Source organism: Mesorhizobium sp. ISC25, assembly GCF_042295465.1.
Taxonomy (GTDB): domain Bacteria; phylum Pseudomonadota; class Alphaproteobacteria; order Rhizobiales; family Rhizobiaceae; genus Mesorhizobium.
Genome location: NZ_CP135441.1, coordinates 4,097,854 through 4,122,531, shown reverse-complemented (window position 1 = coordinate 4,122,531; position 24,678 = coordinate 4,097,854). Strand labels below are relative to the sequence as shown.

Annotated in this window: 23 protein-coding genes and 1 pseudogene; 14 read left to right on the top strand and 10 right to left on the bottom strand. The window is 64.0% G+C overall.

Features of this window, described 5'->3' with window-relative positions; all coding sequences use genetic code 11:
• Positions 1-67 precede the first annotated feature (67 nt).
• From RQ479_RS20345 to RQ479_RS20330, 4 genes are read left to right on the top strand one after another with little or no spacing between them, the layout of a single operon-like run.
• Positions 68-949: a branched-chain amino acid ABC transporter permease gene (locus RQ479_RS20345; protein WP_376702379.1), complete on the top strand. Its 882-nt coding sequence runs from the start codon at positions 68-70 to the stop codon at positions 947-949.
• A complete protein-coding gene (locus RQ479_RS20340) occupies positions 946-1,908 on the top strand; it encodes a branched-chain amino acid ABC transporter permease (RefSeq protein ID WP_376702378.1) in 963 nt (320 codons plus the stop codon). Before RQ479_RS20345 ends, RQ479_RS20340 begins: the two co-directional genes overlap by 4 nt.
• Positions 1,905-2,633, top strand: coding sequence for an ABC transporter ATP-binding protein (locus RQ479_RS20335; RefSeq protein ID WP_376702377.1), 729 nt, complete (start codon positions 1,905-1,907; stop codon positions 2,631-2,633). The genes RQ479_RS20340 and RQ479_RS20335 overlap by 4 nt, the downstream gene beginning before the upstream one ends.
• Positions 2,626-3,345: an ABC transporter ATP-binding protein gene (locus RQ479_RS20330; RefSeq protein ID WP_352911851.1), complete on the top strand. Its 720-nt coding sequence runs from the start codon at positions 2,626-2,628 to the stop codon at positions 3,343-3,345. Before RQ479_RS20335 ends, RQ479_RS20330 begins: the two co-directional genes overlap by 8 nt.
• Here the strand turns inward: RQ479_RS20330 and RQ479_RS20325 are convergent, their stop codons facing one another.
• The gene (locus RQ479_RS20325; RefSeq protein ID WP_376702376.1) at positions 3,346-4,773 is read right to left on the bottom strand and encodes a sodium:proton antiporter; all 1,428 of its coding nucleotides are present in this window, start codon (positions 4,771-4,773) and stop codon (positions 3,346-3,348) included. It lies immediately after the preceding gene.
• Between the two features lie 40 nt (positions 4,774-4,813).
• Positions 4,814-5,413, bottom strand: coding sequence for a bifunctional nicotinamidase/pyrazinamidase (gene pncA, locus RQ479_RS20320; protein WP_023718168.1), 600 nt, complete (start codon positions 5,411-5,413; stop codon positions 4,814-4,816).
• Positions 5,414-5,685: 272 nt separating this feature from the next.
• Between pncA and RQ479_RS20315 the strand changes: the two genes are divergently transcribed.
• Genes RQ479_RS20315 through RQ479_RS20290 form a run of 6 tightly spaced genes read left to right on the top strand, consistent with a single transcriptional unit; the run spans position 5,686 to position 12,747 of the window.
• Complete coding sequence (locus RQ479_RS20315) at positions 5,686-6,546, top strand: FAD binding domain-containing protein (protein ID WP_376702375.1); 861 nt, start codon at positions 5,686-5,688, stop codon at positions 6,544-6,546.
• Positions 6,546-9,299, top strand: a complete 2,754-nt coding sequence (locus tag RQ479_RS20310) for a molybdopterin-dependent oxidoreductase (RefSeq protein WP_376702374.1) — start codon at positions 6,546-6,548, stop codon at positions 9,297-9,299. Before RQ479_RS20315 ends, RQ479_RS20310 begins: the two co-directional genes overlap by 1 nt.
• Positions 9,296-10,837 (top strand): 6-hydroxynicotinate reductase, encoded by a 1,542-nt coding sequence (locus tag RQ479_RS20305; RefSeq protein WP_376702373.1) that lies wholly within the window; start codon positions 9,296-9,298, stop codon positions 10,835-10,837. Before RQ479_RS20310 ends, RQ479_RS20305 begins: the two co-directional genes overlap by 4 nt.
• Positions 10,837-11,712: a UPF0280 family protein gene (locus RQ479_RS20300; RefSeq protein ID WP_352467808.1), complete on the top strand. Its 876-nt coding sequence runs from the start codon at positions 10,837-10,839 to the stop codon at positions 11,710-11,712. The genes RQ479_RS20305 and RQ479_RS20300 overlap by 1 nt, the downstream gene beginning before the upstream one ends.
• Positions 11,705-12,289 (top strand): amino acid synthesis family protein, encoded by a 585-nt coding sequence (locus RQ479_RS20295; protein ID WP_376702372.1) that lies wholly within the window; start codon positions 11,705-11,707, stop codon positions 12,287-12,289. Before RQ479_RS20300 ends, RQ479_RS20295 begins: the two co-directional genes overlap by 8 nt.
• Positions 12,286-12,747, top strand: a complete 462-nt coding sequence (locus tag RQ479_RS20290) for a MarR family transcriptional regulator (RefSeq protein WP_352467810.1) — start codon at positions 12,286-12,288, stop codon at positions 12,745-12,747. Before RQ479_RS20295 ends, RQ479_RS20290 begins: the two co-directional genes overlap by 4 nt.
• A 68-nt stretch (positions 12,748-12,815) precedes the next feature.
• Here the strand turns inward: RQ479_RS20290 and RQ479_RS20285 are convergent, their stop codons facing one another.
• Genes RQ479_RS20285 through RQ479_RS20275 form a run of 3 tightly spaced genes read right to left on the bottom strand, consistent with a single transcriptional unit; the run spans position 12,816 to position 16,671 of the window.
• Positions 12,816-13,781: a substrate-binding domain-containing protein gene (locus RQ479_RS20285; RefSeq protein WP_376702371.1), complete on the bottom strand. Its 966-nt coding sequence runs from the start codon at positions 13,779-13,781 to the stop codon at positions 12,816-12,818.
• Positions 13,778-15,091 carry an ABC transporter permease gene (locus tag RQ479_RS20280; protein ID WP_023718176.1) on the bottom strand — a complete coding sequence of 438 codons (1,314 nt, stop codon included), beginning with the start codon at positions 15,089-15,091 and terminating at the stop codon, positions 13,778-13,780. Before RQ479_RS20280 ends, RQ479_RS20285 begins: the two co-directional genes overlap by 4 nt.
• On the bottom strand, positions 15,088-16,671 hold the full coding sequence (locus RQ479_RS20275) for a sugar ABC transporter ATP-binding protein (protein ID WP_376702370.1): 1,584 nt from the start codon (positions 16,669-16,671) through the stop codon (positions 15,088-15,090). The genes RQ479_RS20280 and RQ479_RS20275 overlap by 4 nt, the downstream gene beginning before the upstream one ends.
• Positions 16,672-16,888: 217 nt before the next feature.
• On the opposite strand from RQ479_RS20275, the gene RQ479_RS20270 reads away from it, so the two are divergent.
• Both RQ479_RS20270 and RQ479_RS20265 read left to right on the top strand, forming a co-directional pair.
• Positions 16,889-17,908 (top strand): LacI family DNA-binding transcriptional regulator, encoded by a 1,020-nt coding sequence (locus RQ479_RS20270; RefSeq protein ID WP_376702369.1) that lies wholly within the window; start codon positions 16,889-16,891, stop codon positions 17,906-17,908.
• Between the two features lie 237 nt (positions 17,909-18,145).
• A complete protein-coding gene (locus RQ479_RS20265; protein ID WP_376702368.1) occupies positions 18,146-18,769 on the top strand; it encodes a L,D-transpeptidase in 624 nt (207 codons plus the stop codon).
• A gap of 155 nt (positions 18,770-18,924) precedes the next feature.
• Here RQ479_RS20265 and RQ479_RS20260 read toward each other — a convergent pair whose 3' ends face one another.
• The 3 genes from RQ479_RS20260 to RQ479_RS20250 form a co-directional block, all read right to left on the bottom strand.
• Positions 18,925-19,926 carry an LLM class flavin-dependent oxidoreductase gene (locus RQ479_RS20260; RefSeq protein WP_376702367.1) on the bottom strand — a complete coding sequence of 334 codons (1,002 nt, stop codon included), beginning with the start codon at positions 19,924-19,926 and terminating at the stop codon, positions 18,925-18,927.
• Positions 19,927-20,081: 155 nt separating this feature from the next.
• Positions 20,082-21,242, bottom strand: coding sequence for an AI-2E family transporter (locus RQ479_RS20255; RefSeq protein ID WP_376702366.1), 1,161 nt, complete (start codon positions 21,240-21,242; stop codon positions 20,082-20,084).
• Positions 21,243-21,360: 118 nt separating this feature from the next.
• On the bottom strand, positions 21,361-22,422 hold the full coding sequence (locus RQ479_RS20250; protein WP_352467817.1) for an LLM class flavin-dependent oxidoreductase: 1,062 nt from the start codon (positions 22,420-22,422) through the stop codon (positions 21,361-21,363).
• A 230-nt stretch (positions 22,423-22,652) separates the two neighbouring features.
• On the opposite strand from RQ479_RS20250, the gene RQ479_RS20245 reads away from it, so the two are divergent.
• Entirely contained in the window at positions 22,653-23,081 is a 429-nt protein-coding gene (locus tag RQ479_RS20245) for a DUF6481 family protein (protein ID WP_023718183.1), read from the top strand.
• A gap of 82 nt (positions 23,082-23,163) precedes the next feature.
• Here the strand turns inward: RQ479_RS20245 and RQ479_RS20240 are convergent.
• Both RQ479_RS20240 and RQ479_RS20235 read right to left on the bottom strand, forming a co-directional pair.
• Positions 23,164-23,346: pseudogene (locus RQ479_RS20240) on the bottom strand (DMT family transporter); the annotation flags it as partial.
• An 83-nt stretch (positions 23,347-23,429) separates the two neighbouring features.
• Entirely contained in the window at positions 23,430-23,555 is a 126-nt protein-coding gene (locus tag RQ479_RS20235; protein WP_013528464.1) for a hypothetical protein, read from the bottom strand.
• Between the two features lie 215 nt (positions 23,556-23,770).
• Here RQ479_RS20235 and RQ479_RS20230 point away from each other — a divergent pair, with 215 nt between their 5' ends.
• Entirely contained in the window at positions 23,771-24,580 is an 810-nt protein-coding gene (locus RQ479_RS20230) for a transglutaminase family protein (protein WP_376702365.1), read from the top strand.
• Positions 24,581-24,678: the final 98 nt, after the last annotated feature.

Sequence of the window (24,678 nt, the reverse complement as noted above, 5' to 3'; positions counted from 1 at the left end):
CGTGAGCGCCAAGACACCCCCCTCTGGCCAGAGGGGGGTGCTTCGCGCATCCGCCGGTGCTTAGCCGATGCACTTCGGACCTCACCTGCTCCTCGCCGCCCTCGAAGGCCTCGTCACCTCCGCCGTCCTGGCGCTGACGGCGCTTGGCCTGTCGCTGGTGTTCGGCGTCATGCGCATCGTCAATGTCGCGCATGGCGAGTTCTTCATGCTGGGCGCGGTGCTTGCCTGGGCGATCTCTACGGCGATATCCGGCCATCCGGCGCTCGGCTTCCTGGCCGCCCTGGTGCTGGCGCCGCTGATCGTCGGCCTGATCGCATTGCTCGCCGAACGGCTGGTCCTGCGCCGGCTCAACTACAATCCGGAAGCCACCATCGTCGCCACCATCGGCATGCTCTACATCATCCAGCAACTGGCGCTGACCTTCTACGGCCCGGAGGCGCGGCCGGTGGAGCCGCCGTTCAGCTACCGCATCCTCCTGCCGTGGTTCGGCTATTCCGGCTACAAGCTGTCGATCATCGCCGCGTCGGCGCTGCTGCTGGTCGCGACCTGGCTGGTGCTGACGCGCACGAAAATCGGCCTCATCATGCGCGCCACGCAATATGACAGCGAGACGGCGCAGGCCTTCGGCATTCCGGTGATCACTGTCTATGCCGGCGTCTTCGCGCTCGGCGCCATGCTGGCTTCTGTGGCCGCGGTGCTGATCGTGCCGATCAGCCAGGCGCATTATCTGATGGGGCAGGATCCGCTGCTGCTCTCGTTCATCGTCGTCATCATCGGCGGCCTTGGTTCGTTGCGCGGCACGGTGGTCGCCGCGGTGCTGATCGGCCTTTCCGACGGCATCATCTCGGTGTTCTTCTCACCGACGCTGGCCAAGATCATCGCCACCTTGCTCGTCGCCATGGTGCTGGTGTTCCGGCCGCAGGGCCTGTTCGGGACGACGTCGCGATGAAGGATGCTTCGCCGGCAAAGCCATATGCGCTGCATCTCGGCGTCATCGCCCTGCTTTTCGGGCTTAGCTTCATCCTGCCGGAATACCATCACGGCCTGCTCGCCCGCATCATGGTGCTGGCGGTCTTCGCCATGGGCTACAATCTGCTGTTCGGCTATGTCGGGCTGCTCAGCCTCGGCCATGCCATGTTCTTTTCAGCCGGGCTCTATGGCGCCGGCCTTGCCGTCATCCATCTCGGCTGGAGCGTGCCGGCCGCCTTCGCAGCCGGGTTTGCCTGCGGCGCGCTGCTTGCGCTGGTGATCGGGCTGCTGGCGCTGCGCACCTCCGGCGTCGCCTTCATGATCGTCACCATGATGTTCGCGCAGGTATTCTATCTCGTCATCCTCTATCTCGCTGCCTGGACCGGTGGCGACCAGGGCATGGTCGTACCGCAGGCGATGCGGGTCCTTGTCCTGGGCGGCACGTCGCTCGACCTCACCAACCCGACCGTGCGCTATATGAGCGCGCTGGGACTGTTCTCGATCGTGTTGCTTATAAGCCTGGCGATAGTCCGCTCCGGCTACGGTCGCGTGCTGGTCGCCATCCGCGAGAACGAAGAGCGGACCAAGATGCTCGGCTACGATACATTTTCCAACAAGCTCGCGGCCGTCGTCATCTCAGGCAGCATCTGCGCGGCTTCCGGCGCGGCCTATGCGCTGCTGTTCGGCTATGTCGGCTCGAGCTTCGCCTCGGTGCAATATTCCATCCTGCCGCTACTCTGGGTGCTGCTGGGCGGCGCCGCCACCACGCTCGGGCCGCTGATCGGCACGCTGTTCATGTATTACGTCATCGACGTCGCCAGCGGCTACACCTCGGCCTATCTGCTGATCGTCGGCATTGCGCTGATCCTGCTGGTGCTGTTCTTCCCTAGGGGCATTCTCGGCAGCATCCGCCAGCGCTGGCTCGGGTGGTTGCCATGATGCCGCTTTTGACGACCAAAGGCCTGTCCCGCAGTTTCGGCGGCTTGCGCGCCGTCGACGGCGTCGACTTCGCGCTGATGCCGGGCGAGATCCGCGCCGTCATCGGCCCGAACGGTGCCGGCAAGACCACCTTCGTCAGCCTGGTCAGCGGCCGCATCCAGCCCTCGTCGGGCACGATCGTCTTCGACGGCGCCGACATCACCAATCTGCCGGCCTACGCCAGAGTTCGCCTTGGCATCGCCTACACCTTCCAGATCACCAGCGTCTTTGCCAATCTCAGCGCCTACGACAATATTGCCCTGCCGGTGCAGCGCACGCTGACCGACGGCCGCTCGAAGGGTGCTGTTCACGTCGGCGTCATGGCGGCGCTCGAGCGCACCGGCCTTGCCGATCGGGCGCAAATACCGGCCGGGCAATTGTCCTACGGTCACCAGCGGTTGCTGGAAGTGGCGATGGGGCTGGCACTGAAGCCGCGGCTGCTGATCCTCGACGAACCGACGCAAGGGCTGGCCGACAGCGAGATCGACAATTTCATCGAGCTGGTGCGCGAGATCGCCGATAGCGCCACCGTGCTTTTGATCGAGCACAACATGCCGGTGGTCATGCAGCTCGCCGACCGCATCACCGTCTTCAACGCCGGCAGGATTTTAGCTGAAGGCACCCCCGAGCAGATCCGCGCCAATGCCGCGGTGCAGGACGCCTATCTGGGGACCACCCATGGCTGAGGCCCAGTCCAAGGCACTGACGATCTCCGGGCTTGATTGCTTCTATGGCGAGGTCCAGGTGCTCTATGGCCTCGATCTCGTGTTGAACGAGGGCGAGGTGCTCTGCCTGTTCGGCCGCAACGGCGCCGGCAAGACGACGACGCTGAAGGCGATCATGGGCCTGGTGCCGGCAAGCGCCGGCTCGATACGGCTCGAAGGGCGGGAATTGACCGGCCTGCCGGCGCACGAGGTGCCCAAGGCCGGCGTCGCCTACGTGCCGCAGGGCCGGCGGCTGTTCGCCGAGATGACGGTGGCTGAAAACATCGAGATCGGCCTGATGGCGCGCGACAAGGGCAGGGCGACCCGCGAAAACGTGCTCGATCTTTTCCCGCTGCTGCGCCAGCGCCTCAGGCAGCGTTCCGGCACGCTGTCCGGCGGCGAGCAGCAGATGCTGGCCATGGCCCGCGCCCTGTGTCTGGAACCGCAGGTGCTCCTGCTCGACGAGCCGACCGAAGGGCTGATGCCGTCGATGATCGCCAAGATCCGCGAAACCGTGTCGAAACTGCGTGCGCTTGGCGTGTCGACGATTCTTGTCGAGCAGCGCGTCGATGCTGTTCTGTCGGTTGCAGACCGCGTTTGCTTCATCGAAAACGGCCGCAACCGCGAGACGGTCGATGTCGAGGAACTGCGTGCCGATCCCTCCGCGGTCCGTCGCTATGTCGGCGTCGGCTGATCAGGCAAAGAACAGCAAGCCGGCGAGCAGGAAAGTCGGGATCAGCACGGCGCCTGACCACGCCATGTAGCCAAAGAAGCTCGGCATCTTGATGCCGCGATGCCGGGCAATGGCATAGACCATGAAATTCGGCGCATTGCCGACATAGGTGTTGGCGCCCATGAATACCGCGCCGGCCGAGATCGCCGCCAGCGTCGAGGCGAGCTCGGTCATCAGATGCTGCGCATCGCCGCCCGCTAGCTCGAAGAACACCAGATAGGTCGGCGCATTGTCGAGGAAGGACGACAGCGCCCCGGTCAGCCAGAAATAGGCAAGGTTGTCGGGCGCGCCGGTCGGCGAACTGACCAGCAGCACCAACGGCGCCAGCGCGCCGTCGAGGCCGGCCCGCAATATGGCGACGACCGGCACGATGCTGATGAAGATGCTGGCGAACAGTTTCGCCACCTCGGCGATCGGCCCCCAGTTGAAGGCGTTTGCGCCGCGAAACTCCTTCGGCGAGACGACAAGCGACGTGAAGGCCAGTATCAGGATGGCGGCGTCGCGCACCAGATTCTGCAGCTCGAGGCTGACGCCCTGAAAAGAGAAACTCACTCCCGGCTTCCAGGCAGCGGAAATCAGGATCGCGGCGATCACCCCTGCCAGTAGCGGGATGTTGGCCAGGCCGCGAATGCGCACCTTGCTGTCGGGCGTCGGATCCTTGATCTTCGGCGCGCCTTCCTCCCGGTGATGCATGATGATGTCGATCGCCAGGAAAACCACCAGCACCACGCAGGCGACGAACAGCGTCTCGGGCAACAGGTGAACTGTCGTCCAGAAGAAATCGACGCCGCGCAGAAAGCCGACGAACAGCGGCGGATCGCCCAGCGGCGTCAGCGACCCCCCGATGTTGGACACCAGGAAGATGAAGAAGATGACGACATGGGCGTTGAAGCGCCGGTTGTCGTTTGCGCGGATGAGCGGCCGGATCAGGATCATCGAGGCGCCGGTTGTGCCAATGATCGAGGCAAGCACAGCCCCGCCCAGCAACAGCCCGGCATTGACCAGCGGCGTGCCGTGTATGTTGCCGGCAACGAAGATGCCGCCCGAAATGGTGAACAGCGCAAACAGCAGGATGATGAACGACATGTATTCGGTGAGCAGCGCATGGAGCACCGCCTGCGTGGCCGACGGGATGCCGAAGGCGAGCGCCAGCGGCCCGATCACCAACGCTGCCCAGAAGGCAGCGATCTTGCCGTAATGGTGCTCCCAGGCATGATGGAAGAGCAACGGGCCGGTCGCGATGCAAAGCAACAGCCCGGCAAACGGCAGCACCCACCACAGCGACATGGCGGCGCCCGGCAATTCGTGCGCTTCGGCCGCAAGAACCGCTCCCGGAGAAAGGATTGCGGCAATAAGTGCAGCACTTGCCGTCAACGCCGCAAACCGCATGAAGCCCCTCAAAAGTCTGTCAGCTTCGGCTGGATGACGTTCAAATCAGTGCCACGCCGGCATCGCGCATCCGGCCCAGCATCCTCTCCACGGAGCCGTTGAGATCGATGCCGCGGCAGGCGTCGAGCCGCACGGACGTCTCAAAACCGAGCTTGACCGCGTCTAGCGCCGAAAAGGCGACGCAGAAATCCGTCGCCAGGCCGACCAGGGTCAGCGTCTCGATGTTCCGATCCCGGAGATAGCCGGCAAGGCCGGTCGGCGTCGTCCGGTCGTTCTCGAAGAATGCCGAATAGCTGTCGATCGCAGGCCGGAACCCCTTGCGGATCACCAGCTCGGCCTTGCTCCAGGCGAGGCCCGAATGGAAATCCGATCCCAGGCTACCCTGGATGCAGTGATCCGGCCACAGCGTCTGGTGGCCATAAGGCACATCGATCGTTTCGAACGGTTGCTTGCCGGGGTGGCTGGAGGCAAAGCTCGAATGGCCGGCAGGGTGCCAGTCCTGCGTCAGCAGGACGTGCTCGGTCCGCCGGATTAGGTCATTGACCAACGGCACGATTTCGTCGCCACCGGCCACTTCCAGGGCGCCACCCGGGCAGAAATCGTTCTGCAGGTCGATGACGACAAGCGCTTCGTCGGCCATGGAGCCTCCTTATTTTCTTGGTCTTGAGCTTAGGCTCCAATGAAAACGCGACCGGACGCAGAAACTTGACCAGATGGCCGGCTGCGTCAACCTCTCACGGCATAACAAATGCGTTCCGGGCGCATCGGTGCCAACAGTCGTGCAAACTCTGGCTTTGACAATTCCTGCCGGCTTGATATCATTTGCATACGAATGAATTTCCTGCCTTGAATGCTCGGGAAAGTCTTTCGGCAGGATCCCCTCTCGGGAAGCCCATTCTGGGAAGGCAAAGCGTGATCCGTTACGCAAAACCCACCACGGTCGACGACGCCCTCGCTTTGCTGGGCGAAGGGCAATGGCGCATCCTCGCCGGCGGCACCGACTTCTATCCGGCACAGGGCAGCAAGCCTTTCCGCGACAATGTCCTCGATATCAATGGCTTGGCGGCATTGCGCGGCGTTGCCGAAGCCGAAAACCATTGGCTCGTCGGCGCGCGCACCACCTGGACCGATCTCGTCCGCCATCCGCTGCCGGCGGCTTTCGACGCGCTGAAGCAGGCGGCGCGGGAAGTCGGCTCGGTGCAGATCCAGAACACTGCCTCGATTGCCGGCAATCTCTGCAATGCCTCGCCGGCCGCCGACGGTGTGCCGGCGCTGCTGGTGCTCGATGCCGAAGTGGAACTGCGTTCCGCGGTGGCGACCCGGCATCTGCCCCTTGCAGAATTCATCCTCGGCAACCGTCGCACCGCTCTGCTGTCCGGCGAAATGGTGACGGCAATCCGTATTCCAAAACCTGCGACCGCCGGTGGCTCCGCCTTCGTGAAACTCGGCGCGCGGCGTTATCTCGTCATCTCCATCGCCATGGCCGCCGCACGCCTGGCCGTCGAAGATGGTATCGTCAGGAACGCGGCCGTCGCCGTCGGGTCCTGCTCGGTCGTCGCCAGGCGCCTGGCGGGTGTCGAGGCGGCGCTGCGCGGCCGGCCCGTCGGCCAAGCGTTGGCCACTGCAATCCAATCCGCGCCAATGGACGAGCTGTCGCCGATTGCCGATGTGCGCGGCAGCGCCGAATACCGGCTGGATGCGGCGCGCGAGATCGTCGCCCGCGCCGTGCTTGGTGCGGTGGGCGCTATTCCCGACGAAAGGGCGGCAGCCTGATGGGCATGGAGCGCGCCGACATCGCCTTCGAGGTCAACGGCGCCGCCGTTAGCGTTTGCGTGCCGCCGGTGCGACGGCTGTCCGCGGTGCTGCGCGACGAGCTGCGGCTGACCGGCACCAAGATCGGCTGCGATGCCGGCGATTGCGGCGCCTGCACGGTGCTGGTCGACGGTGAGCCGGTCTGCGCTTGCCTGATGCCCGCCGCTTCCGCCTCCGGCACCGTGGTGACGACCGTCGAAGGTCTCGGCAATGGCCGGCTGTCGGCGCTGCAGGCCTCGTTCCTCAGCCATGGCGCAGCACAATGCGGCGCCTGCACGCCCGGCCTGCTGGTCGCGGCAACGGCGCTCCTGGACAGGACGCCTTGCCCGAGCGAGGCCGAAACGCAGGATGCGCTGGGCGGCGTGCTCTGCCGCTGTACCGGCTACCGCAAGATCGTCGCCGCGGTGATGGATGCTTGGCGCTATGCCGATGGTCTCGATCAGCGCATGCCATTGTCCGGCCATGCCGTCGGCTCCTCTCCGATCCGCCTCGATGGCGTGCCGAAAGTCACCGGCAGCGAAAAGTTCGGCGGCGATTCCTTCCCCATGGATGCATTGTCGGTGCTGGTGGTCCGCTCGCCGCATTATCATGCGGCCTTCAGCTTCGGCGATCTCGATGGCTGGGTGAAATCCCGTCCCGGCATTGCCGGCGTCTTCACCGCCGCCGATATTCCGGGAAAGAATTGTTTCGGCGTCATCGCGCCCTTCGCCGACCAGCCGGCGCTGGCTGAAGGGTTTTCGCGCTTTCGCGGCGAGGCGGTGGCGCTGGTTGCCGGCGAATGCGAGGCTATCCTCGATCTCGACCTTGCCGATTTTCCGGTCAGTTGGACCGAATTGCCGCATTTTCTGGAAACTGGCGAAGCACGGGCCGGCGGTGCGCCACTGGTCCATGAAAACCGGCCGTCGAACCTGCTCACCTCCGGCTTCGTCGAGCGTGGCGACCCGGAGGCCGCGCTTGCCGGTGCGGCTTTCGTCGTTTCCGGCGCCATCGACACCTCTTATGTCGAGCACGCCTATATCGAACCGGAAGCCGGCTATGCCTTCATGGACGGCGACACGCTGGTCGTCGTCGCCTGCACGCAGGCGCCCTATATGGACCGTGACGACACGGCAAAAGTGCTCGGCCTTGCCCCGGAAAAGGTGCGCATCGTACCGACCGCCACCGGCGGCGGCTTCGGCTCCAAGCTCGACGTCTCGCTGCAACCGCTCATCGGCCTCATCGCCATGAAAACCGGCCGGCCGGCGGCGCTCGCCTACAGCCGCAACGAATCGATGATCTCGACCACCAAGCGCCATCCCGCTCGGATGAGAGCGAGCATCGGCGCCGATGCCGACGGCCGCATCACCGGCATGGTCTTCACCGGCGATTTCAACACCGGCGCCTATGCCAGCTGGGGCCCGACGGTCGCCAATCGCGTGCCGGTGCACGCCTCCGGCCCCTATGCGACGCCGAACTATCGCGCCGAAGGCCGCGCCATCCACACCAATGGCCCGATTGCCGGCGCCTTTCGCGGCTTCGGGGTGCCGCAGGCGACGATCATGCAGGAGACCCTCTATGACGAATTGGCCGACAAGCTCGGCATGGACCGGCTCGACTTTCGCCTGAACAACTGCCTTCGGAACGGATCCGAAACAGTTACCGGGCAGCGGCTCGAGTCGGGCGTCGGCATCGCCGACTGCCTGGAGGCCCTCCGCCCACAGTGGCAGCGTGCCCTTCGCGATGCCGAAGCGTTCAATGCCGGTAACAGCATCAAAAAACGCGGCGTCGGCGTGGCCTCTTGCTGGTACGGCTGCGGCAACACCTCGCTGCCCAATCCATCGACCATCAAGGTCGGCATCTCGGTATCGGGCGAAGTCGTCCTGCATCAGGGCGCCGTCGATATCGGGCAAGGTTCGAACACTGTCATCGCGCAGATCTGCGCCGACGCGTTGGGTCTTCCGCTTGAAAAGCTCCGGCTGAAAGGCGCCGACACGGCGATCACCCCCGACGCCGGCAAGACCTCGGCCTCGCGCCAGACCTTCGTCACCGGCAAGGCCGCCGAAAAGGCCGGCCGTGCCTTGCGCGAGGAGATCTTGCGTTTCGCCAATGTCTCGGAAAAGGCGGCGATTGCGCTGGATGGCACAAGCCTGAGCATCGGGGAAGGCGAAGCGACGCGCCGCATCGATCTTTCCTCGCTGAAGGCAGACGCCGATGGCTTCGTCTTCCGCGCCGAGGAAAGCTACGACCCGCCGACGCAGCCGCTCGATGCAAAAGGTCAGGGCAAGCCTTACGCCGTCTATGGCTATGGCGCCCAGATCGCCGAACTAGAGGTCGACCTCAGGCTCGGCACGGTGAAGCTGATAAAAATCACCGCCGCGCACGATGTCGGCAAGGCCATCAACCCTTTGCTGGCAGAGGGCCAGATCGAGGGTGGCATCGCCCAGGGCATCGGCATGGCGCTGATGGAAGAATACATCCCCGGCCGCACCGAAAACCTGCACGATTATCTGATCCCGACGATCGGCGACGTGCCACCGATCGAGACGATCCTGATAGAAGTTCCGGACCCGGAAGGACCCTTCGGGGCCAAGGGTTTGGGCGAGCATGTGCTGATCCCGACGGCGCCGGCGATCCTCAACGCCATACGCCATGCCGCCGGTGTGGTGGTCACCAAAATTCCGGCGACGCCGACCCGCATCCGCGCCGCCATCCTCGACAAGGAGGCGCGCCGATGAGCGAGCTTGCCGAACGCTTCGAGACACACGATCCCGGCGAGAAGCTGGTGGCGGAGAAGATCCGCTGCGATGCCTGTCCGGTCATGTGCTACATCGCCGATGGCCGCACCGGCGCCTGCGATCGCTACGGCAATGTCGACGGCAGGATCGTACGGATGGATCCGCTGACCATCCTCGACCACGCGGCCGAGACAGGCGGCGCGGTCGTGCCCTTTGCCGAGGAAGGCAAGGGCTGGGACGGGGAACTGGTCAACACCGGCCGCCGCTTCGTCACCGCCATCGGCGCCGGCACCACCTATCCCGATTACAAGCCGGCGCCCTTCATCGTCAGCCAGGAGGTTGAAGGCGTCGATCTGGTCACCGTCGTCACCGAGGGCATCTTCTCCTATTGCGGCGTCAAGGTGAAGATCGACACCGACCGTCATATCGGCCCCGAAACGGCAACGGTCCGTGCCCAAGGCGAAGCGATCGGCCATGTTACCACCGGCGAATACGGCTCGCAGATGCTGTCGCTGGGCGGCGTGCATCATTTGACCGGCGGCTCGAAGGCTGAAGGGCGCGCCACCTGTGACGCCATGCTCAGCCTGTGCAACCGCAATCCGGTCGAGCTCGTCATCGACGGCGGCGCCACCGTCATCGTCGAAGCCGGCAAGCCGCCGGTCATCGACGGCAAACTCGAGCAGCGCATGCGCGTCGGCTGCGGTTCGGCCACCATAGGCATGTTCGCCACCCAATGGCGCGGCCTTGTCGACGAGGTGGTGGTGGTCGACGACCACATCACCGGCGTCGTCTCCGAGCATCAGGCCGGCAAGGTGCTTGGCTGGCAGGACACCGGCATCAAGATCATCGGCCGCCGTTCTACACCGGGCCGTTATTTCAAGGTATCGGAGCCCGGCCTCGGCTGGGGCGGCACCAGCATTTCCGACCCGCTGTCGATCCTTGGTGAATGGAACGCCAAAAAGGGTGCGCGCCCCGGCATGTCGCTGCTGATGGTCTCGACCACCGGCGAGCAATTCGCCTATTACGAGCTCGACGATGAATTGAAGCCGGTGCAGAAACCCTTCCCGGAGCGGCTGCGGAAGTCGGTTGAACTGATCGAGGACAATTGCGAGCCGGCGCTCAGCACCGTGCTTTTCGTCGGCGGCGCCGGCGGCTCGCTGCGCGCCGGCGTCACCGAGAACCCGGTCAATCTGACCCGCTCGGTGCAGGGCCTCAAGACCTATGTGACGGTCGGCGGCGCGCCGGTCTATGTCTGGCCGGGCGGCGGCATCACGCTGATGGTCGACGTCACCCGCGTGCCGGAAGGCGCCTTCGGCTATGTGCCGACGCCGGCGCTGGTGGCGCCGATCGAGTTCACCATGCGCCGCGACGATTATGTCAGGCTCGGCGGCTACGAAGCCGAAATCCGCAGCGTCGATGATATCCTGGCTAAGGGCGGCGAGTATCTCAACCCGCGCCGCGGCACGGCCGCACCCGGCGACAATCCCTGGCCGCCGCTGGCGCAGTTGCGTCGCGCGGCCGTAAACGGGGCCGGGTGATGAACGGCCCGCAGGCGCATTGGCTCGAGGACGGCCGGCGGCTTCACCTCAATCATGGGCCGATCGATCTGATCGTCGAGGCCTTCGGCGAGGCAAGCGAATGCCGCGCCGCCTATCGCCAGACAGTGGCGCGCTTCCAGACGATCCTGCCCGAGCTGGTCGAAGAGTTGCCCGAACTGCGCTGCCCGGCCGCCTCGCGGCCACGGGCTTTCGCTGGCCCGACGGCGCGCCGCATGGAAGCGGCGGTCGTTCCGCTAGCGAAACAATTCATCACACCAATGGCGGCCGTCGCCGGCTCGGTAGCCGACGAAGTGCTTGGCGCGCTGCTTGCCGGCCGCCGGCTCGATCGCGCCTATGTCAACAATGGCGGCGACAGCGCGATCCATCTGGGCAACGGCCAGTCGATGACGCTTGCCATTGCCGGGACAGGTCATGGGTTGGCGGATCGTCTCACGATCCGCGCCGAAGACGGGATCCGCGGCGTCGCGACCAGCGGCTGGCGCGGCCGCTCCTTTTCGCTGGGCATCGCCGACGCCGTCACGGTGCTGGCGCGAACGGGTGCTGAAGCCGATGCCGCCGCGACCTTGATCGCCAACGCCGTCGACCTGCCCGATCATCCGGCCGTTAGGCGCGTACGGGCGCGCGATCTCGCACCTGACAGCGATCTCGGCGACCGTTTGGTGACGCAGGGCGTGGGGCCGCTTTCCGCCGCTGAAATCGCTATTGCGCTGGAAGGCGGATTTGCCGTTGCCGAGGAGTTTCGGCGGCGCGGCCTGATTGCCGCCGCGGCGCTTTTCCTCGGCGGTCAGGCGCGCATCGCAGGTCCGATGGCGCTCGCCAATAAAGCTTTAGAGAGGGAAATTGCTCATGCCTGAGTTTCCGATCCGCAAGATCGCCGTGCTGACCGAAGAGATTTTTCACGAAGGTGGGCCGGTGGCGAAGGTGCCGCGGCGCCGCGCCGCGGCCATGGCTGTGATGAAGAACCCGTTCGCCGGCCGTTACGTCGAGGAACTGCAGAGTGCCATGGAGGATCTGAAGCCGCTCGGGCTGCTGCTCTCCGACAGGCTCATTGCCGCACTGGGCGGCGACGTCAAACAGATCGACGGCTACGGCAAGGGCGCCATCGTCGGCATGGCGGGCGAGCTGGAGCATGGCGCGCTGTGGCATGTGCCGGGCGGCTATGCCATGCGCGAGCGGCTCGGCGATGCCAAGGCGATCGTGCCGTCGGCAAAGAAGGTCGGCGCCTTCGGCGCGCGGCTCGATGTGCCGCTCGGCCACATCAACGCCGCCTATGTGCGCAGCCATTTCGACGCCATGGAAATCGGCATCAGCGATGGTCCGCGTCCCGACGAGATCCTGTTTTGCCTCGCCATGACCTGCGGCCCGCGCGTGCACGACCGCATGGGCGGGCTGGCGGCCAAGGACATCAAGGCATGGGATGGGCTGCGGTGAGCGCCGAGGACAATCTGCTCAAGCTGGTCGAGGCCGAGGAGCCTGACGAAAACGACTATCGCTTGCAGGAGCAGGTCGGCTTCATCCTGCGCAAGGCGCATCAGCGCCATGTCTCGATCTTCGCCGCACACATCGCCGATCTGACGCCGCCGCAATTTGCCGCTCTGGCCAAATTGCGCGACGTCGGCGAGACCTCGCAGAACCAGCTTGGCAGCCTGATCGCCATGGATGCGGCGACGGTGAAGGGCGTCATCGACCGGCTGAAAGCGCGTGGCTTTGTCGAACTTAGCAAACACGAAGTCGACAAACGGCGCCTGCTGGTCAGTCTGACGGCCGAGGGGCGCGACGCGATCGAGCGGCTGATTCCGCTTGCCCGCGAGATTACGCAGGAAACGCTGGCGCCGCTTTCCGCCAAGGAGGCGGCCATTTTCATGAAGCTGCTGGCCAAGCTGGCTTAATCTGCTGCCTGCCGGCGTTTGGTTGTTGTTCCTGCCGGGCGCTCAACGCCCGGCAGGAAAGCCTCCTCTCAGAGGCCGTTGTCCTTCAGGATCTGGGCGGCATTTTCCTTGGTGATCTTCTGCGCCGGCAGGGTGATGGTCTTTTCCACCTTCTCCCCGTTCAGGAACTTGATCGCCTGCCGCAGCCCTTCGGCGCCCGGCGTCACATAAGTGAACGTCGCCGTCAGCTCGCCATTGGCGACCAGCTGCACGCCTTCATTGGGCAGGCCGTCGATGCCGATGAACTTGATGTCCTTCTCACGTCCGGCGTCCTTGGCGGCAAGATAGGCGCCATAGGCCATCGGATCATTGTGGCCGTAGACAAGATCGATCTTCTCGTTGTTGCGCAACGCGGTCGCCATGATGTTGTAGGCCTGGTCCTGCTTCCAGTCGCCCGACTGCTGGTCGAGCAGGTATTTTATGCCTGGCTCCTTGTCGGTGAATTCATGGAAGCCGTCATGGCGATCGTGTGCCGGCTGGGTGCCCATGCCGCCCCAGATCTCGACGACGTTGCCGGCGGCCTTGCCCTTGCCGCCAAGCAGCTCGACGGCATATTCACCAGCAGCCCGGCCGATCAGCTTGTTGTCGCCGCCGACGAACTGCGTGTAGTCATTAGTTTCGACGTTGCGGTCGAGCACGAAGACCGGGATCTTGGCATCGATCGCCTGCTGCACGACACCGGTCAGGCCGGCGGATTCCTTCGGTGATACCAAGAGCGCATCGACCTCCTGACGGATCAGGTTCTCGACATCGGCGACCTGCTTCTCGGTCTTGTCCTCGCCGTCGGTGATGATCAGCTCGACTTCCGGATGCTTGGCCGCTTCGGCCAGGATGTCCTTGTTGAACTGGGCGCGCCAGGGTTCAATGGTCGTCACCTGCGAGAAGCCGATCTTCCACTTCTTGTCCTGCGCATGGGCGCCGCCGGCAAGCATGGCGGTCGTGGTCAGGAGTGCCGCTGTCAGCCCGGCGAGCTTCAACAATTCACGTCGTTTCATTTCTTGTTTCCTCCAATATTCAGAGACGCGGTCTCTTGCGACGGCCGCTTTGCCGCGGCCGTTTCCTTGTGCGCTTGCCCACCGGGCAGTCGCAGATAGAAGAGAAGATCACCGGCATTGCGCTCCTGTACGAGCACGGTACCGATGATGATCATCCCCTTCAGCACCAGCTGAAGGTTCGAATTGATGTTGTGCAGCTGCAGGATGTTGGAGAGCAGCCCGAAGATCAGCACGCCGCAGAACGTCCCGGTGAGGCTGCCGCGTCCGCCCATCAGGCTGGTGCCGCCGATGACCACGGCGGCAATCGCGTCGAGCTCCAGCCCGGCGCCGGCGTCCGGTTTGCCTTGCCGGTACTGCGCGACGTAGAGCACCGCCGCGATGCCGGCCAGCAGCCCTGACACGGCATAGGTGGCGATCTTCACGCGGCCTGCGGCGATGCCCGACAGCCGCGCCGCCTCCTCATTGCCGCCGATTGCGTAGACATAGCGGCCGAACGGGGTGAAGCGCAGCACCGCGCCGTAGATCAGGATGGCGCCGAGGAAGAACAGGCCCGGCATCGGGATCACGCCGAACACCAGCGAGCGCAGCATTTCGAAATCGGCCGTGGCGTTCGACCCGGTATAGACCGGCAGCACCGCATTGTTCTGGCCGGCTGTCAGCCGGGCGATGCCGAGCGCAGTAACCATCATCGCCAGCGTCACGATGAAGGGCTGCAGGCGCCCGGCGACGATGATGAAGCCGTTGAGCGCGCCGAACAGCAGGCCGACGCAAGGCGCCACCAGCAACACGCCGAGCACGCCGAATTTTGAGCCTACCTGCGGCAGCAGGAACCACAGCACCAGGCTGCACAGGATCACCCCGACAATGCCGGGCGTCACCAGCCCGCGAACGCTGTCCAACCTGATGTCGTGCGTGGCCTGCGCGCCGGCGCGGGATTTTTCGATGTTCAGCAGGATGAAACGAGTGACGAGAATGCCGAGGCAAAGGGCTGCTACGGCAACTGTCGGCACCCCCAGCACCACCGCCGGCGTCACGCCTGGGACCGTCAGCAGCATGGCACAGACAACCGTGCAGATCGCCATCAGCGAGCCGACGGAAAGGTCGATACCGCCGGTGATGATCACCGCCGTCATGCCGGTGGCAATGAGTCCGGTGGTCGACACCTGGCGCAGCACATCGAGCAGGTTGCCGTAGGACAGGAAGATGTTGTTGCCTTTGGAGCTGATCGGCGAGCCGAGCACGCCGATCAGGAAAATGGCGATCAGGCCCCAATAGAGTTTCGTCCGGGACAGGATATGCAAAATGCTCATGCGGCAGGCCTCGTCATGGTTCGTCGCGGCGCCGCAAGCCGCATGATGGCCTCCTCGCTGGCTTGCGCACGGGACAGCATCCCCGTCTGGCGGCCGTCGGCCATGACCAGGATACGGTCGGAAAGATGCAGCAGCTCCGGTAATTCCGAGCTGATGACGGCGATCGCCAGCCCGTCTCGCGCCAGCTTGAAGATGAGATCGTAGATTTCCCGCTTGGCGCCGACATCGATGCCGCGCGTCGGCTCGTCTAGCAGCAGCACCCGCGGCCTCGTCGCCAACCATTTGCCTATGACGACCTTCTGCTGGTTGCCGCCGGACAGCGTGCCGGCCGGCTGCTCGACGGTCTCGCAGCGAATGCCGAGCGCCTTGACGGCGTTCCGTGCCAGCACTTGCTCGCCGGCCAGCGAGCGCAGGCCGAACCGCGCCAGTGCGCCGACCAGCGGCAGCGCGACATTGTCGGTGATCGAGGCCTCGAGATGCAGGCCTTGGGTCTTGCGGTCTTCTGTGACCAGGGCGATGCCGAGCCGGCGCGCATCGCGCGGCGAACGGATTTCTACAGCCTCGCCATCGAGCCTGATCTCACCGCCGGCACGTCCGCCGCTGGACCCGAAGATCGTTTCCAGGATTTCGGTACGGCCCGAGCCCAGCAGCCCGCCGATACCGAGGATTTCTCCTGCGGCAAGATCGAAGCTGACGCCATCGAGCACGGTGCGCCAGCCATGGCGATTGGGCTTCGACAGCGACAGCTCGCTTACGGAAAGGACCGTGTTGCCACCGGGGATGCGGTGCTCCTGGGGGGAAGCAAGCAGGTTTCGCCCGACCATCGCTGAAATTATGGCGTCTTCGTCGAGCTTGTCCATCGCCTGCGTCAAGACGTGGCGTCCATCGCGAAACACCGTGACCCGGCTGGCCAGATGCATGACCTCGTCGATGCGGTGTGAAATGTAGACGATCGCCACGCCGCTATCTGCGAGCTGGCGGATGATGCGGAACAGCCGCTGGCATTCGGCCGGCGAAAGCGCCGAGGTCGGCTCGTCCATGATCAGAATGCGCGCCGACATCGACAGCGCCTTGGCGATCTCGACCAGCTGCTGTTCGCCGACGCGCAAGGCACCGACGCGCGCATCCGGGTCGAGCTCGATGCCGAGCCTTTTCAAGAGCGCGCCGGCGGCGCGGCTGCTCGCCTTGCGGTCGACGATCAATCCGGCGATCAGCTTCTCGCGGCCGAGAAAGATATTGTCGGCGACGCTGAGTTGGGGGACGAGGTTCAGCTCCTGGTGGATGATGGCGATACCGGCACGCTCGGCTTCGCGGACGCCGGCAAAGCGCACCGCATGGCCATCGATACTGACCGTTCCGTTATAGTCCGTATAGACGCCGGACAGGATCTTCATCAGCGTCGACTTGCCGGCGCCGTTCTCGCCCATCAGCGCATGGACCTCGCCGCGCCGCAGCTCGAAGCCGACATCGACAAGCGCGGCGATGCCGCCGAAGGACTTGGAGATGTGCTCGGCGCTCAGCACGACAGCCGAGCCGTCCGCCGTAACGCCTTGTGCAGGGATGGAATTGCCGTGCTGCATGACAAGGACGGCCTCCCTCCGTCGTCACCGAACACCTCAAACGCTAATCTAAACGTTTCGATCATGTCAAGCCAATATCTGGGGCCTGAGATTGTTCCATTTCAATTCTTGCGCAAAACCATAAGATTCCGTAGGTATTGCTGCCGCGGAGTGGTGAAACGTTTCGAAAATGACAGCGTCAGGGCGAAAAAGGCAGCGTAAATCCACTGCACCGACCATGCTTCATGTGGCCGAGGCCGCGCGTGTTTCCGTGGCCACCGTATCGGCGCTGATCAACGGCACCGCGACCGTCAGCCCCGAGCTCAGCCAGCGCATCGAACAGGCGATCCGCGACATCGGCTACAAGCGCAACGCCATCGCCCGCAGCCTCAAGATGGGCACCACACGCACCATCGGGCTCACCGTCCCCCACATCACCAATCCGTTCTTCACCGACGTGGTTTCGGTGATCCAGCAGGCTTTCGACAGAGCCGGCTACGCCGTCATGCTGTGCTGCACCGACGAGCACCTGAACACCCAGGACGACCAGATCAGGCTGCTGCTCGACCGGATGGTCGACGGACTGATCGTCGCGCGTGTCGGCGACGGCGCGATCCTCAAACGGATTGTCGACGACGCCAATGTGCCGGTCGTGCTGCTCGACCGTGTTTGCCAGGGTGTCGACACCGATGCCGTCGTTCTCGACAATCAGCGCGCGGTGTTCGACGCAATCACCTACCTGATCGATCTCGGCCATCGGCGCATCGGCTACATCTCCGGCTCTTTCGATATCTCGCCGATGCATGACCGCATGGCGGGATATCGCGAGGCCCTCCAGGCCGCCGGCCTGCCGGCCGAGCCCGAGCTCGTCCGTTTCGGCAACTTCCATGAAGTCGACGGCTACAACGCCACCATGCAGCTGCTTTCGCTGCACGACCGGCCGAGCGCCATCTTTTCGGCCAACAACCCGATGGTGATCGGCACCATGAAGGCCATTCGCGATATCGGCCTGTCCTGTCCGGAGGATATTTCGGTCGCCTGCTTCGACGATTTTCCGTGGTCGGATGTGTTCCGGCCGCAATTGACCACGGTCGCACAGCCGGTGCAGGCGATTGGCGAACAGGCGGCCAATCTGCTGCTCGACCGGCTCGCCGGAAACAGGGATGCTCTGCCGCGCAAGCTGACGCTCAAGGGACGCTTGATGATCCGCAATTCATGCCGTCCGCTAGGTGCGACTGCGCAGAGCGTCAGCGCGTAGCGCTTGGGCACAGTTCAGAAACTTTGTAATGCCCTCTTCCTGCCGACCTCGGCCCTTCGCAGCCGCTACGGGCGTTCGTCGTTCGAAAAACCGAGCAATTGAAGGACGCGGCGCCGATCGAGCCAAGTGGCCAACAATCAGCCCCCGACAAGCAGGAAAATCTTGGCAATTGAAGCATGTCGGATTAGGAATATGACGAGATGCGGCTGATCGCCCACACGGGCGCCGGCTTGAGTCATGCGCGTGAAATCGATCCTAATCGGGCTGGTACTTGCTGGGATGGTCGCATTCTTCGGCTGCACCACCGGCGGCGCATTAAAGACTTTCCCCTCGGCCTATGGCGGCCTCACCGACGCCGGTTTTCGCGTTCCGCCGGTTCCGATCTACAAGGTTGACCAGAAGTTCCTTCGGCAGACAGTGCCTTATGCGACTGAAGAGGCGCCTGGCACCATCATTGTCGATACAGGAGCGAAGTTCCTCTACTACGTGTTGGGAGACGGTCAGGCGCTGCGCTACGGAATCGGCGTCGGCAAGGCGGGCTTCGAGTGGCATGGCACCGCTCACGTTGCGAGGAAGCGCGAATGGCCGGATTGGAGCGCGCCGTCTGCGATGATCGTGCGCGAGCAGAAGCGAGGCCGCATCATACCGGCCCATATGGAGGGCGGACTCATGAACCCGCTCGGGGCGCGGGCGCTCTATCTTTTCAACGAGAAAGGCGACACTGGATATCGGCTGCACGGTAGCCCTGAATGGTGGTCCATCGGCAAAGCTGTGTCGGCTGGCTGCATCCGCCTCATGAATCAGGACATCATCGATCTCTATAACCGCGCCACAATCGGCACCAAGGTGATCGTCATTTAGTGGATGCCGCGTTTCCGTCTCTAACGGACGAGCATGACGGATCGAAAACCTCCGCGTAAAACGCGCGAACTGTTCGCGATGTCTTCGCACACCTCGCGATGTTCCCTGCCTAAGGCCGGCCTTGACCGCAACAGTGCCAAGTGGCGAACCAACTCTCAGGCCGCTTCCGACAGCGACTTGTGAACCTCGGCCAGAATCTCGAACGAGCGCACCCGCGCCGCATGGTCGAAAATCTGCGCCGTGACCATCAGTTCGTCGGCCCCTGTGCGGCGCACAAACGCCTCGATGCCTTGCCTGACCGTTTCGGGAGAGCCGACGATGGCGCAGGAAAGCGCCTGGCTGAGCATCATTTTGGCCATCGGGTCGAGGTCGTGCTCATATCCTTCGACCGGCGGCGGCAATCGGCCGGGCCGGCCGGTGCGCAGATTCACGAAGGCCTGCTGCAGCGAGGTGAACAACAGCCGCGCCTCTGCATCGGAAGGCGCAGCGAACACATTGAGACCGGGCATCACGTAAGGCTTGTCGAGCTGCTCCGACGGCTGGAAGCGCGAGCGGTAGATCTCCAGCGCATGGTCGAGCTCGGCCGGCGCAAAATGCGAAGCGAAGGCGTAGGGCAGGCCGAGCATGGCGGCAAGCTGCGCGCCGTAGAGGCTGGAGCCCAGGATCCAGATCGGCACCTTTTCGCCTTCGCCGGGCACGGCGCGGATACGTTGGCCTTCTTCGGCCGGCTGGAAGTAACCGATCAGCTCGACGACGTCCTGCGGGAAATTGTCGGCGCCGGCGTCGAGGTTGCGGCGCAGCGCCCGTGCCGTGCCCATGTCGGTGCCGGGCGCCCGGCCGAGGCCGAGATCGATGCGACCGGGATGCAGAGCGTTGAGCGTGCCGAACTGCTCGGCGATGACAAGCGGCGAATGATTGGGCAGCATGATGCCGCCGGCGCCGAGGCGTATCGTCTTGGTGCCGCCGGCGACATGGGCAATGACGACGGAGGTGGCGGCGCTGGCGATGCCCGGCATGTTGTGATGCTCAGCCAGCCAGTAGCGCTTATATCCCAGCCGCTCGGCATGACGGGCGAGATCGAGCGAATTGGCGAGTGACTGTGAAGCGTTGCTGCCTTCGACGATCGGCGACAGGTCGAGAACGGAAAGAACGGTCATCGGCGCGGGTTTCCTGTGGGCCGAAGGGATGTAGGAAGCGGTTGCCGAGGCGGCAAATTCAAAATGTTGATGGAGCGCTGAGGGCACAACGGACGTGCGACCGATGCAAGGTCGTGATCTGCCCCATCGGGGGACGCTTTTGACCCTTTAAGCCGCTACTTTTTCACCTCGGGAATCTCTTCGTCCTCGAGCACCGTCGTGTGTTGCGCCGCCAGGAAATTGCCGACATGGCTGAGACCGTCGAAATGATCGCAGAACACCTTGATGACGACCAGCAGCGGCACCGCCAGCAACGCGCCGACGAAACCCCACAGCCAGGACCAGAAGGCGATGGCGATGAGGATCGCCACTGCGTTGATCTCGAGACGGCGGCCGACCACCGTCGGCGTCACGAACTGGCCTTCGACGACATCGCACATAAGGACGAAGGCCGGCGCCAGCAGCGCATAGGAAATCGTGTCGAAGCTTATCAGCGCGATGATCGTAACCAGCGTGATGGTGGTCAGCGCCCCGATATAGGGCAGGAAATTGAGCAGAGCCGCTGCCGCGCCCCAGACCTGCGCGTTGGGCACGCCGAGCGCCCACAGGCCGAGCCCGATGACCACGCCGAGACATGTATTGATGACAGTGACAGTAAGCAGATAATGCGAGATTTCACGTTCTACGTCGTAGACGACGCGTAGCGCCCGCTTCTTTTCGCTGAGACTGGGGAAGGACTGGACGATCTTTTCATAGAACATCGTGCCCGAGGCGAGCAGGAACAGCGACAGGACGAAGACGATGGTAACGCTGGCGCCGGCCGACAGCACATTGCCGGCGGCCTGCGAGAGAATACCGGATGGCGCCATCGCCACCCTCTGAACGCCCGGCTCCTGGGATGTCTGTGTCAGGCCCTCGATCTGGCGTGAAATCTCCACGATCCTTTCGAACGGACGGCGCAGTTGTGCCAGACGTTCGGTAAGCTGCTGGCCGATCGTCGAGGTGTTGTTGATGAGATCGATGACCGGGCCGCTGAGCAGATATCCCGCGACGGCGACGAGGCAGAACGAAAGCAGCACCAGCAGTGTCGCCGAAATGACATCGGGCATGCCATGCTTGCGCAGGAAGCGAACGATCGGCGTCAGCGTCAGCGCCAGCAGGAAAGCCAAAATGACCGGCATGAAGAAGGCGCGGGCGAAGTAAAGCGCGTAGATCGCCATGAGGATGAAGATGCCGACGAGCAGCGAACGCATCAGATGCGCATCCGCCCGCGCCTCGACGCGCGGATTCGGGCTTTCGGCAGCGCTTGCGCCCGAAGCGGCGGGTTCGGCTTTCATTCTGACCCTCGGCGGTACACCGCGATTGGTGTAGACCGTTGGCGAAAACGCCTCTGTCGCTTCAAGGTTCCGTTTGCCGGCGTCACCAGCAAGGCCGCCTCGCGGCCTTGCTGGTGAATCAGGCAACCGGCGCCGCCACGGCGGGAACGGCCTTCGCAGTTTCCCGGCGCACGATCGGCGCCACCTTGGTGCCGTAGAGTTCGATGGCCTTCATCACCTTGGCGTGCGGCATGGTGCCGATCGCCATTTGCAGCAGGAAGCGGTCGTTGCCGAATATCCTGTGCTGGGCAATGATCTTCTCGGCCACCTGTTCTGGATTGCCGACGAACAGCGCGCCGTTTGGGCCGCGCGATTGGTCGAAATGCGCCCGCGATGTCGGCCCCCAGCCGCGCTCGCGGCCGATGCGGTTCATCACCTCGGCCTGCGGCCCGTAGAAGTCGTCGGCTGCCTGGTCCGTGGTCTCGGCAATGAAGCCGTGCACGTTGAGGCTGGTGGCAAGGCTCGCCGGATCGTTGCCGGCCCGCCTGGCTGCATCCCTAAAGATGTCGAACAGCGGTGCGAACCGCGCCGGCTCGCCGCCGATGATCGCCAGCGCCAGCGGCAGCCCGAGCACGCCCGCGCGGGCAACGGATTGCGGTGTTCCACCGACGGCGATCCAGATCGGCAGTTTGTCCTGCAAGGGCCGGGGATAGACGCCGCGATCGTTGATCGGCGCGCGCAGACTGCCCGACCAGGTCACCTTGACATGATCGCGGATGGCGAGCAGCAGGTCGAGCTTCTCGGCGAAGAGCTCGTCATAATCTTCGAGATTGTAGCCGAACAGCGGAAAGGATTCGATGAACGAGCCGCGCCCGGCCATGATCTCGGCCCGGCCGCCGGACAGAAGATCGAGGGTGGCAAACTGCTGGAAGACGCGCACCGGATCATCGGAGGACAACACGGTGACAGCGCTGGTCAGCTTTATGCGCTTGGTTCGTTCGGCCGCCGCCGCCAGTGCCACCACCGGAGCGGAGGCAGCGTAGTCGGGACGGTGGTGCTCGCCGAGACCAAAGACGTCCAGCCCGACCTGGTCGGCAAGCTGGATCTCCTCGATCAGGTTGCGCAGCCGCTCATGCGCACCGATCGCACCGGGACCCGGTTCCGGGCTGACGTCGGCGAAGGTGTAGAGACCGAGTTCCATAAGTGTGTCATCCCAGCGTTTGTCTTGGCGCTACAGGTAGCGATCAGTCCGTCGCCCCGCCAGAGGCCTGGATGGTGAACAGTGCGGGTGGCTTTCAGTCGAATTCAATCGAAATGGCGTCTCCCGGTTGCAACAGATCAGAATTTCATGGCTGGCATACCGTTTTGGCGCTTGAACTCTCGGTTTTCACGCGTATGTAAGCCTCGCAAATTGACTCCAGGGAAGTGGACTTGGCTATCTACAGGGAAAAAGACGTTTTCGAGCGGCGTAATGCCGCAAACGAGGCAAAGAAGGCGCTTCTGGAGCGCTTTAAGGCAAAGCCGGCGGCAGATGATCCAGCGGTGCTGGCACGACAGGCGGAGCGCAAGGCGATCCTCGAGGCCCGCGCGATACGCGAGGCCGAAAAGGCCAGGCTGAAGCAGGAAAAGCTGGCGCGCGAAGCAGCAGAAAAGGCCGAGCGCGAGGCAGCTGCCGAAGCGGCACGCATTGCCGCGGAAGAAGCCGCACAGGCCGAAGCGAAGATCCGGGAAGCTGAAGAGAACGAGCGCATCGCCCGTTTTCTTGCCGACGAGGCCGAACGCAAGGCCAAGCGTGATGCGCGCTATGCCGCGCGCAAGCAGCGCACTGGCAGGACGCCGCCCGGCTTCTCCGCCCGATAGCGCCTTCCGGCGCTGATCAGCCGAATTCAAGAATCAGGGCCGCCTTGCAGCGGCCCCGAACGCGTTCGTCTGTCAGAATCGGCTAAGCCGCGAGCTTCAGTCCCATGATGCCGCAGACGATGAGCGCGATGCAGGCCAGCCTGATCGCCGTCGCCGGTTCCCCGAGCAGCCATATCCCCAACAGCGCCGTGCTGACGGTGCCGATGCCGGTCCACACCGCATAAGCGGTGCCGACCGGCAATGCCTTCAGCGCCAGGCCGAGCAAGGGGGATGTGCGTGCGCTTGATGAACAATCATACCGGCCGTGTTTGCGGCCGGTCGAAATAAGCCGAAACGGTAGCTGCGGCCCTACTTGTCCTTCAGCTTCATCGCCTTCACCGGCGGTGCCTTCAGGGCCGGCGCCGGAGCGGGTTTCTTCGCGTCCTTCTTCGGCTTGCGGGCTTCCTTGCCTGCCTTCATCGCACCCTTAGCCATGATTCGTTCCTCCAGTTGATGTCTGGCGAAGTGAAACAAGAGAAAACGCTCGACTGCAAGAGGCCGCTGCCGTGCAGTCGCCCTGGCCGATGGCTGTCAACCGGTTTCTAATTCCCTCGTAAACCGCAGCGGTCCGTGCCATGGTCTTCTTCGCACTGCAGCATCAGCCCTTGCGTTTCGCCGGCTGATGATCAGGCAGGCCGGTCAGGACGACAATGCGGATCAACATCGGTTGCCAGATGAGCTTCGACTTCCCGCAGGAAACACCGCTGATCGCGATGCTAAATGTCCACTATTCGCGCGCATCCGATCTTGAGCGGCCGGACTTCCTGACGTCGAACCCGCCGGTGCCGATCGAAAGCTACCGCGACAGTTTCGGCAATTGGTGCAACCGTTTCGTTGCGCCGCCCGGGCGCTTTGCGTTCGGCACGGACGCGGTGATCCGCGACCCCGGCTCCTTCGAGACGCGCGAGCTGACGACGTGGCAGCACGAGGTGCGCGATCTGCCGTCGGAGACGCTGCTGTTCCTGCTGCCCAGCCGTTATTGCGAGAGCGACGTGCTGGCGAATGAAGCGTGGCGGCTGTTCGGCAGCACCCCGCTCGGCATTCCGCGCGTCCAGGCGGTCTGCGACTTCGTCCATAACCACATCGTCTTCAACTATTTCAATGCGCGCCCGACGCGCACCGCCGCCGAGGCCTATCGCGAGCAGAGTGGTGTGTGCCGCGACTTTGCCCACCTAGCTGTTGCCTTCTGCCGCGCCCTGAACATTCCGACCCGCTACTGCACCGGCTATATCAGTGATATCGGGCTGCCAAAGCCGTGGTCGGACATGGATTTCGCCGCTTGGATGGAGGTCTATCTCGGCGGCCGCTGGCACGCGTTCGACCCGCGCAACAACGCGCCGCGCATCGGCCGCATCCTGATTGCCTCCGGACGCGATGCCGCCGATGTGCCGCTGACCCACATTTTTGGGCCCGGCGCGCTGGCTGGCTTCAAGGTCTGGACGGACGAGGTCATCGAATAGCCCCGCGCCGCCCTTTTGAACAACTCGACACTTCGGGCGTTGTGGGAACTGTGGAGCGTGGGCGGGCGCTCCGCCAATCTCGAGTGCATCACCAAGGC